Source organism: Micromonospora foliorum (assembly GCF_022229015.1).
GTDB classification, from domain to species: Bacteria; Actinomycetota; Actinomycetes; order Mycobacteriales; family Micromonosporaceae; genus Micromonospora; species Micromonospora foliorum.
The window spans coordinates 1-7753 of sequence record NZ_JAKKFF010000185.1 but is presented as its reverse complement, the minus strand read 5'-3'; the positions used below and the strand labels follow the sequence as shown (position 1 = coordinate 7753).

8 protein-coding genes are annotated in these 7753 nt (G+C 70.8%); 3 read left to right on the top strand and 5 right to left on the bottom strand.

Going from position 1 to position 7753, the window contains the following annotated elements; genetic code table 11:
- Positions 1-471, top strand: a 471-nt coding sequence (locus PSH25_RS14880) for a C40 family peptidase (protein ID WP_238659654.1), incomplete at its 5' end; no start/stop codon positions are given.
- Between the two features lie 87 nt (positions 472-558).
- On the opposite strand, the gene PSH25_RS14875 is transcribed toward PSH25_RS14880, so the two are convergent.
- From PSH25_RS14875 to pnuC, 3 genes are all read right to left on the bottom strand, one after another.
- On the bottom strand, positions 559-1557 hold the full coding sequence (locus PSH25_RS14875) for a TerC family protein (RefSeq protein ID WP_196924448.1): 999 nt from the start codon (positions 1555-1557) through the stop codon (positions 559-561).
- 313 nt (positions 1558-1870) lie between these two features.
- A complete protein-coding gene (locus tag PSH25_RS14870) occupies positions 1871-2956 on the bottom strand; it encodes an AAA family ATPase (RefSeq protein WP_238659653.1) in 1086 nt (361 codons plus the stop codon).
- Between the two features lie 35 nt (positions 2957-2991).
- Positions 2992-3648 (bottom strand): nicotinamide riboside transporter PnuC, encoded by a 657-nt coding sequence (gene pnuC / locus PSH25_RS14865; protein WP_238659652.1) that lies wholly within the window; start codon positions 3646-3648, stop codon positions 2992-2994.
- Positions 3649-3731: 83 nt separating this feature from the next.
- On the opposite strand from pnuC, the gene PSH25_RS14860 reads away from it, so the two are divergent.
- The gene (locus tag PSH25_RS14860; RefSeq protein WP_238659651.1) at positions 3732-4025 is read left to right on the top strand and encodes an antibiotic biosynthesis monooxygenase family protein; all 294 of its coding nucleotides are present in this window, start codon (positions 3732-3734) and stop codon (positions 4023-4025) included.
- A gap of 121 nt (positions 4026-4146) precedes the next feature.
- Here PSH25_RS14860 and PSH25_RS14855 read toward each other — a convergent pair whose 3' ends face one another.
- Positions 4147-5004, bottom strand: a complete 858-nt coding sequence (locus tag PSH25_RS14855) for a helix-turn-helix domain-containing protein (RefSeq protein WP_238659650.1) — start codon at positions 5002-5004, stop codon at positions 4147-4149.
- Positions 5005-5239: 235 nt separating this feature from the next.
- Complete coding sequence (uvrB, locus tag PSH25_RS14850; RefSeq protein ID WP_238659649.1) at positions 5240-7348, bottom strand: excinuclease ABC subunit UvrB; 2109 nt, start codon at positions 7346-7348, stop codon at positions 5240-5242.
- A 206-nt stretch (positions 7349-7554) separates the two neighbouring features.
- Here uvrB and PSH25_RS14845 point away from each other — a divergent pair.
- On the top strand, positions 7555-7753 hold a 199-nt coding region (locus tag PSH25_RS14845), incomplete at its 3' end, for a hypothetical protein (protein ID WP_238659648.1).

Genomic DNA, 7753 nt, shown 5'->3' with positions numbered 1-7753 from the left:
CACGACGGCTGGCGGCCGGTGCACGTCCCCGGCCGGGGCACACCGCTCTGGCTGCCCGACGGGCACCTGGTCCCGGCGCCGGCCGCGTCGCCGACCGCCGAGCAGGCGCTCGCGGTGGCACAGCGACTGCTGGACGTGGTCTACATCTGGGGCGGTCTCTCCGCGCACGGCATCGACTGCTCGGGGCTGGTGCACCTGGCCTGGCGGCGGTTCGGGGTGCTGCTGCCCCGCGACGCGGACGACCAGGCGGTGGCCACCACCCCACTGCCGTTGGGCGCGGAACGCCCCGGCGATCTCTATTTCTTCGCCCGACCAGGCCGCAAGATCCACCACATCGGCATCGTCACCGCCCCACCCGGCGACGGCGGCCAGCGCCGGATGCTGCACGCCTGCTACCGGCGGCGGCGGGTCATCGAGGAGCCGTTACCGGCCGACCGGACCGCCACGCTGGTGGGCGCCCACCGGGTCTAGGCGTGTTTCGGAAGTGTCGGCTCGACCGCCACTTCCGAAACTCGCCCTTACCGGCCGGGCGCGTGTCCGCACCCGGCCGGTGACCGGTCAGCGTCGGGCGTCGGCCAACTCGCGACGCCGGTCCCGGGAGGACTTGATCAGGCTGGCGGCGGTGGCGATGCCCAGGGTGCCGATGATGACCAGCAGCGACAGCCAGATCGGGATGTGCGGCGCCCAGCCGACGTGCTCGCCACCGTTGATGAACGGCAGCTGGTTATCGGCCAGCGCCTCCAGCACCAGCTTGACCCCGATGAAGCCGAGCACGACGGCCAGGCCGTAGCTCAGGTAGATCAGCCGGTCGAGCAGGCCACCGAGCAGGAAGTAGAGCTGCCGGAGGCCCATCAGCGCGAAGACGTTCGCGGTGAAGACCAGGTACGGCTCCTGGGTGATGCCGAAGATCGCCGGGATCGAGTCCAGTGCGAAGATCAGGTCGGTGGTGCCGATCGCGATCATCACGATCAGCATCGGGGTGAACAGCCGCTTGCCGGCCACGTGGGTGGTGAGCTTCGCGCCGTCGTAGTCCTTCGAGATCGGCAGCGCCTTGCGGCTCCATCGGATCAGCACGTTCTCGGAGAACTCGTCCTCGTCCGGTTCACCCTGCCGGGCCAGGTTCACCGCGGTGTAGATCAGGAACGCGCCGAAGATGTAGAAGACCCAGGAGAACTGCGTGATCAGGGCCGCACCCGCGGCGATGAACCCGCCGCGCATCACCAGCGCCAGCACTATGCCGACGAGCAGCACCTTCTGCTGGTACTGCCGAGGCACCCCGAAGCGGGCCATGATGATCACGAAGACGAAGAGGTTGTCTACCGAGAGGCTGTACTCGGTGAGCCAGCCGGTGTAGAACTGCCCGGCCGCGCTGGCCCCGGAGGTCAGCCAGACACCCGCGCCGAAGAGCAGGGCAAGACCGACGTAGAAGGCGACCCAGAGGCTCGACTCCCGCACACTGGGCTCGTGCGGGCGCCGACCAATGATCAACAGGTCGACGAGCAGGACCGCAGTCAGTGCGACAAGCGTCCCCGCCCACACCAATCCGGACACGTCCAACGTTCATTCCTCCGGCAGACACGCGGCGTCGGGCACACCGTACGCCCCTGCGGGAGCCGGCGTGCCGCTGTCGCTCACTCTGGTGACTGTCGGAGGTCTCTTCCGCCGTCGCCCCGCAAGGGGCGGCGACCTACGGGGCCGGGTCGGGCCGCCGTGGTTCCGGCGATCGACCGTGCTGACGACTCCGTTGCGGGGGAATACTCCCCTCCTCGGTGACCATTGTTGCCCACCACGCCCCGTGATCACACCCCGGGCACCCGGTGTCGCTGACCACCCCCTCGACGCGTCACACCGCCTAGGGCTTCCTAGTAGGCTAGTGCAGGTCGGGTGCGGCGATCGGGTCGGCAAGCGACCAGCCGGCGGCGAGCAGGTCGTCGCAGGCCCGCACCGCCCGGGCCAACCGCTCGGCGTGCGACCCGGTCAGCTCCACCACCGGCACCGCGCGCCCCGCCAGCTCGCTGCGGAACCGCTCGGTCATCCAGGCCCGCAGGTGTTCGCCGTCGCGCAGCCCGTCATCGGTGAACGGCACCCCCCGGTGATCCGTCAGCAGATACAACGCCGGTCGGCGGGCCGCCGCCCGTACCTCCTCCGACGCGCTGCCCAGGTAGCGCTCCTCCCACACCGCCGTCGCCCGCGCGTCGGTGTCGCAGACCAGCAGCGGCCCGCTCGTCCGGGCCGCCGCGTCCTCGGCCGCCTGCTGTTCGCGGACCACGGCGCGGAAGTCGTCCCGGTCCCAGGTGACGTCGAAGACGGTCGCCTCCGGCGTTCGCTCGCGCAACCGGGCCAGCTTGCGAGCGGTCAACTCCCGGCCGTACTCCGGCACCCAGGACGTGCCGTAGTGCCCGGCGAGCGCCGCCGCCATCGTCGTGGTCCCGGTCGACTCGGCCCCGACCACCACCACCCGCCGGACGAACCACGCCCGCACCGGCGGGCTCAGCCACCGCCAGTGAGCCGCCGGGTCCGCGCGCACCGCCGTCCCGGACACCGGCACGGTCCGCCGATCCGGATCCACCGACACGGGTACGGCGTCGAAACGGCGCGCCAACTCGGCGACGTACGCCTCGGAGGAGAAGACCGCGTTCACCGGCACCGACCCGACCGCCTCGCGGAACACCGCGCAGTGCGCGTCCCAGACGGCCGGATCCGCGTAGTCCACCGGGTGGTCGTCGTACCGGCCGACGAAACGGACCCACGGCGTGTCCGCGTGCGCCTCCCGCAACCAGTCGAGGCGCAGCGCGAGTGGGATGGACTCCCGACGTGAGGGCGCCACGACGACGGTCACCTCGGCGCAGCGGGCGGCGGCGGCCCCGATCAGCGCGTGGTGCCCGGCGTGCGGCGGATAGAACTTGCCCACCACCATCCCGTGCCCGAACTCGGCAGCGGCCGAACGCGCCGGCACACGTGGCGCCGGTGCAGGGCCGGCCGCCTCGGCGCTCACGCGGTGACCGGGGCCGGGCCGGGCGGGACCGCGCTCGGCCGGTCGGCCCGACGCCTGTCGGCCCGCCAGGCCCGCAACCCGAGGACGCACAGGGCGAGGAAGACCAGATAGAGGACGGCGGTCAGGTGCAGCCCCTTGTACGCGTACAACGGGATGTAGATCAGGTCGGCGGCGATCCAGAGCCACCAACTCTCCACCCGCTTGCGGGTCTGCCCGTACGTGGCCAGCAGGGACAGCGCCGTCGTCAACGCGTCCGGCAGCGGCACGGTCGAGTCGGTGGCCCGGTCCAGCAGCACCCAGAGCGCGCCGGTGAGCAGCACCCCGGCGGCGGCCAGCGCCAGCCACTCCCCTCGCCCCGTCCGGCTCACCGTGAGCCGGCTGCGCCGCTCACCGCCGAAGAGCCAGTGCCACCAGCCGTAGCAGCCGAGCGCGACGTACACCACCTGGAGCCCCGCGTCGGCGTACAGCCCGGCGGTCCAGAACAGCAGCATGAGCAGCAGCACGTTCGCGATGCCGATCGGCCAGTTGGCGATCTTCTGCCGGGCCACCAGCCACACGTTGAGCACACCGGTCGCGAACCCCAGCAGCTCCGCCCAGGTGGTGCCCGTACCGGCCACCCGAAACGCGGTGCCGGTGAGCCAGTCGATGATCATTGAGCCACCCTAGGTGCGTCGCCGACGCCGGAACAGACCCCCGCGACACCGACGGCACCGACCCCCGTGGGAGGCTGTCCGACATGGTGCTTGAGGTCGCGCTGATCGATGTACTACCCGGACACGAGGACGCGTTCGCCGCCGCGTACGCCGAGGGTCACCCGGCGCTCGCCGGGGCGACCGGCTGCCGGTCCGTGCGGATGACCCGAGGAATCGAGTCACCGACCCGCTTCGTGCTGCTCGTCGAATGGGACTCGGTCGAGGCGCACGAGAAGAACTTCCGGGCCACCGAACGGTTCGAGCAGTGGCGGGCGCTGATCGGGCCCCACTTCGCCGGACCGCCGGTGGTGGAACACTTCCTCGACGTACCGGCCTGAGCCGAGCTGTCGTACCCCGCGGTTATCGTGCCGGGCGCACGCGCCGGCCGCCGGTCCCGACGGACTCGGGGGCGCCGGGCCCGGTGGCCGCGCGGCGCCGCACCGTCGACACCCGCAACCGTCACTCGCCGACGCGGCGGGCCAGCACGGTGACCGTCTCCTCCGGTGACAGCGCCGCGGCCAGCAGCGCCGCGGTCATCCGCTCGTAACGGTCGACGTCGAGCACGGTGGCCAACCGGACGTCGGTGGTCAACGCCTCGAGCATCACCGTCCGCGGGTCCGCCGGGTCGGGGAAGGCATAACAGGAATACGGTGTGAGCGGGTGCAGCCCGCCGCCGGCCGCCCCGCGTGGCAACAGCCGCAGCGTGACGTGGGACAGCCCGGTCACGGCGACCAGATGCCGCAGCTGTTCGCGCCAGACCGCCACCGGCAGGTCACCCGGGTCGCAGACGGCCTCGGCGAGCACCGCGGTGTAGCGCGGCGGATAGGCCCGCCGCAGCACCTCCTGCCGCAGCGCGCGGGCGCGCACCTCGGCCTCCACATCGAGCTCGGGCGTGAGCTGGGCGCCGGCCGTGACCAGCACCCGCGCGTACGCGGGCGTCTGGAGCAGCCCCGGCACCACCGACGGTTGGAACTCGACGATGTCGGCGGCGCCCGCCTCCAACTCGGCGTAGGTGCGCTGCCGTTCGCTCATCTCGCCCAGCGTCTTCCACCAGCCTCGACTGGTCGCCGCGTCCCGGGCGATGACGATCAGCGCCTCCCGGGCGGGCGTGGGCACCTTGTAGACATCCAGCAGGTCCAGCACGTCGGCGAGGTCGGGGCGACTCTGACCCAGCTCGATGCGGGACAGCTTCGACGTCGAGGCCCAGCCCAACCGGTCGCAGACCTGCTCCAGGGTCAGCGACTCGCGCCGACGGAGTTGGCGCAGCTCTGCGCCGAGACGTGCACGTCGAATAACAGGACTTGTTGGCAGCGGCATCCCGGCCTCCCCACCGAGGGAGACTACGCAGGACGATCACCCAGTGCAATAGCGTGCTCGCACACCGCAATGAGGGCATTCGGTGCCGCCGACCGGCCTTGTCGGCCCGCACGTACCGTTTCCGCAGGTCAGCAGCGGATACGGCCGCGCCACCGCCGTCGACCATGCCCGCCCGTCGCGTGCCCCGGCCGGCCGGACCCGAGCGGAGCGCTGGGCGTGGCCGACCGGGTGGCCGTCACTTCACCCCGGCGGCGTCCATGCCGCGCAGCTCCTTCTTCAGGTCGGAGACCTCGTCGCGGATCCGGGCGGCCAGCTCGAACTGCAGCTCGCGGGCGGCGGCCAACATCTGGTCGTTGAGCTCCTGGATGAGCTGGGCGAGGTCGGCGCGGGCCATCCCCTCCCGCGAGGTGGTCGCCGCGGCGGACCGGCTCCGGCTGCGGGTTTCCTTGACCGGCGCCTTGCCCCGGGAAAGCTGACGCACCGCGCCCCCGACCCGGGAGTTCTCGGTGTCCTCCGCCTCGCGGTAGATGTCGTCCAGAATGTCGTGGATCTTCTTGCGGAGCGGCTCAGGGCTGATGCCGTGCGCCTCGTTGTGCGCGATCTGCTTGGCCCGACGCCGATCGGTCTCGTCGATCGCCGCCGCCATCGACGGGGTGATCTTGTCGGCGTACATGTGCACCTGACCGGAGACGTTACGGGCGGCCCGCCCGATGGTCTGGATCAACGACCGGCCGCTGCGCAGGAAGCCCTCCTTGTCGGCGTCGAGAATCGCCACCAGCGACACCTCGGGCAGGTCCAGACCCTCGCGGAGCAGGTTGATGCCGACGAGCACGTCGTAGTCGCCCTTGCGCAGCTCGCGCAGCAGCTCCACCCGGCGCAACGTGTCGACCTCCGAGTGCAGGTAACGCACCCGGATGCCGTTCTCCAGGAGGTAGTCGGACAGGTCCTCGGCCATCTTCTTGGTCAGCGTGGTGACCAACACCCGCTCGTCCCGGTCGGTGCGCAGCTTGATCTCGTGCATCAGGTCGTCGATCTGGCCCTTGGTCGGCTTGATCACGACCTGCGGGTCGACCAGACCGGTGGGGCGGATCACCTGCTCGACGAACTCGCCCTGGGCCTGCTCCATCTCCCAGGTGCCGGGGGTCGCGGAGAGGAAGACCATCTGGCCGACCCGCTCCAGGAACTCGTCGAAGCGCAGCGGCCGGTTGTCGGCCGCGCTGGGCAGCCGGAAGCCGTGGTCGATGAGCATCCGCTTGCGGGACGCGTCGCCCTCGTACATGCCGCCGATCTGCGGGATGGTCACGTGCGACTCGTCGACCACGGTGAGGAAGTCGTCGGGGAAGTAGTCGAGCAGGGCGTGCGGCGGGCTGCCGGGCAGCCGCCCGTCCATGTGCATCGAGTAGTTCTCGATGCCGGAGCAGAAGCCCACCTGCCGCATCATCTCGATGTCGTAGGTGGTGCGCATCCGCAGCCGCTGCGCCTCCAGCAGCTTGCCCTGCCGCTCCAGCTCGGCGAGGCGCTCGGCCAACTCCACCTCGATGTCGCGGATCGCCCGCTCCATCCGCTCCGGACCCGCCGCGTAGTGGGTGGCCGGGAAGATCACCAGTTGGTCGACCTCGCGGACCACGTCACCGGTCAACGGGTTGAGGTAGTAGAGCTTCTCGACCTCGTCACCGAAGAGCTCGATGCGGATCGCCAGCTCCTCGTACGCCGGGATGATCTCCAGCGTGTCGCCGCGGACCCGGAAGGTGCCGCGCTGGAAGGCCATGTCGTTGCGGGTGTACTGGATGTCGACCAGTCGGCGCAGCAACTGGTCGCGGTCGAGCTCGTGCCCGATCTGCACCTTCACCGCCCGGTTGAGGTACTCCTCCGGGGTGCCCAGACCGTAGATCGCCGAGACGGTCGCCACCACGATCACGTCGCGGCGGGTGAGCAGCGACATCGTCGCCGAGTGCCGCAGCCGCTCCACCTCCTCGTTGATCGAGGAATCCTTCTCGATGTAGGTGTCGGTCTGCGGGATGTAGGCCTCGGGCTGGTAGTAGTCGTAGTACGACACGAAGTATTCGACCGCGTTGTGCGGCAGCAGCTCGCTGAACTCCTTGGCCAACTGCGCACAGAGCGTCTTGTTCGGGGCGAGCACCAGGGTGGGGCGTTGCAGCCGCTCGATCAGCCACGCCGTGGTGGCGCTCTTGCCGGTGCCGGTCGCGCCGAGCAGCACCGTGTTGCGGTCGCCGCGCCGAACCCGGCGCTCAAGATCGTCAATGGCCGCCGGTTGGTCGCCGGCCGGCTGGAAGTCACTGACGACCTGGAAGCGGCTGTCCAGCCGGGGAATGTCGAGCGCCATGCCATCAACGGTACGCCGGAGGTCCGACAGGAACGGCCGTCACGCCAGGTACGTGATCAGCTTCAATATTCCCATTGTGTGGCCCATGTCACCGGGACTACCCTCTTCATGTAGGCCGCTCGCGGCGGCCGACCGGGCCGGTGGCCAGGCCAACATCACGGCCGGTCACCCCCGGCACTGCGGTCGCAGCACCCGGCTCGTCCGGCGTGCGCACCCGTGTGGTCGCGCTCGAGGCGCAGACCGGCCGCCGCGAGCGCCCCTGCTCGTCACCCCGGTGCCTCCCCGCCCGTTTCACCTCCGTGGACACCTCCCCGACTCCGGCGCCCGACACCGCCCGCACCGCCACGCCCCGACCGGACGATCCGAGCACCGGCAGCGGGCCCACCAGCGGTGGCAGCGGCCCGA

Coding starts and splice junctions, on each gene's coding strand:
- pnuC (WP_238659652.1), bottom strand. CDS start 3,648: ATGATCATCGACTGGCTCACCGGCACCGCGTTTCGGGTGGCCGGTACG.
- PSH25_RS14860 (WP_238659651.1), top strand. CDS start 3,732: ATGGTGCTTGAGGTCGCGCTGATCGATGTACTACCCGGACACGAGGAC.
- PSH25_RS14855 (WP_238659650.1), bottom strand. CDS start 5,004: ATGCCGCTGCCAACAAGTCCTGTTATTCGACGTGCACGTCTCGGCGCA.
- uvrB (WP_238659649.1), bottom strand. CDS start 7,348: ATGGCGCTCGACATTCCCCGGCTGGACAGCCGCTTCCAGGTCGTCAGT.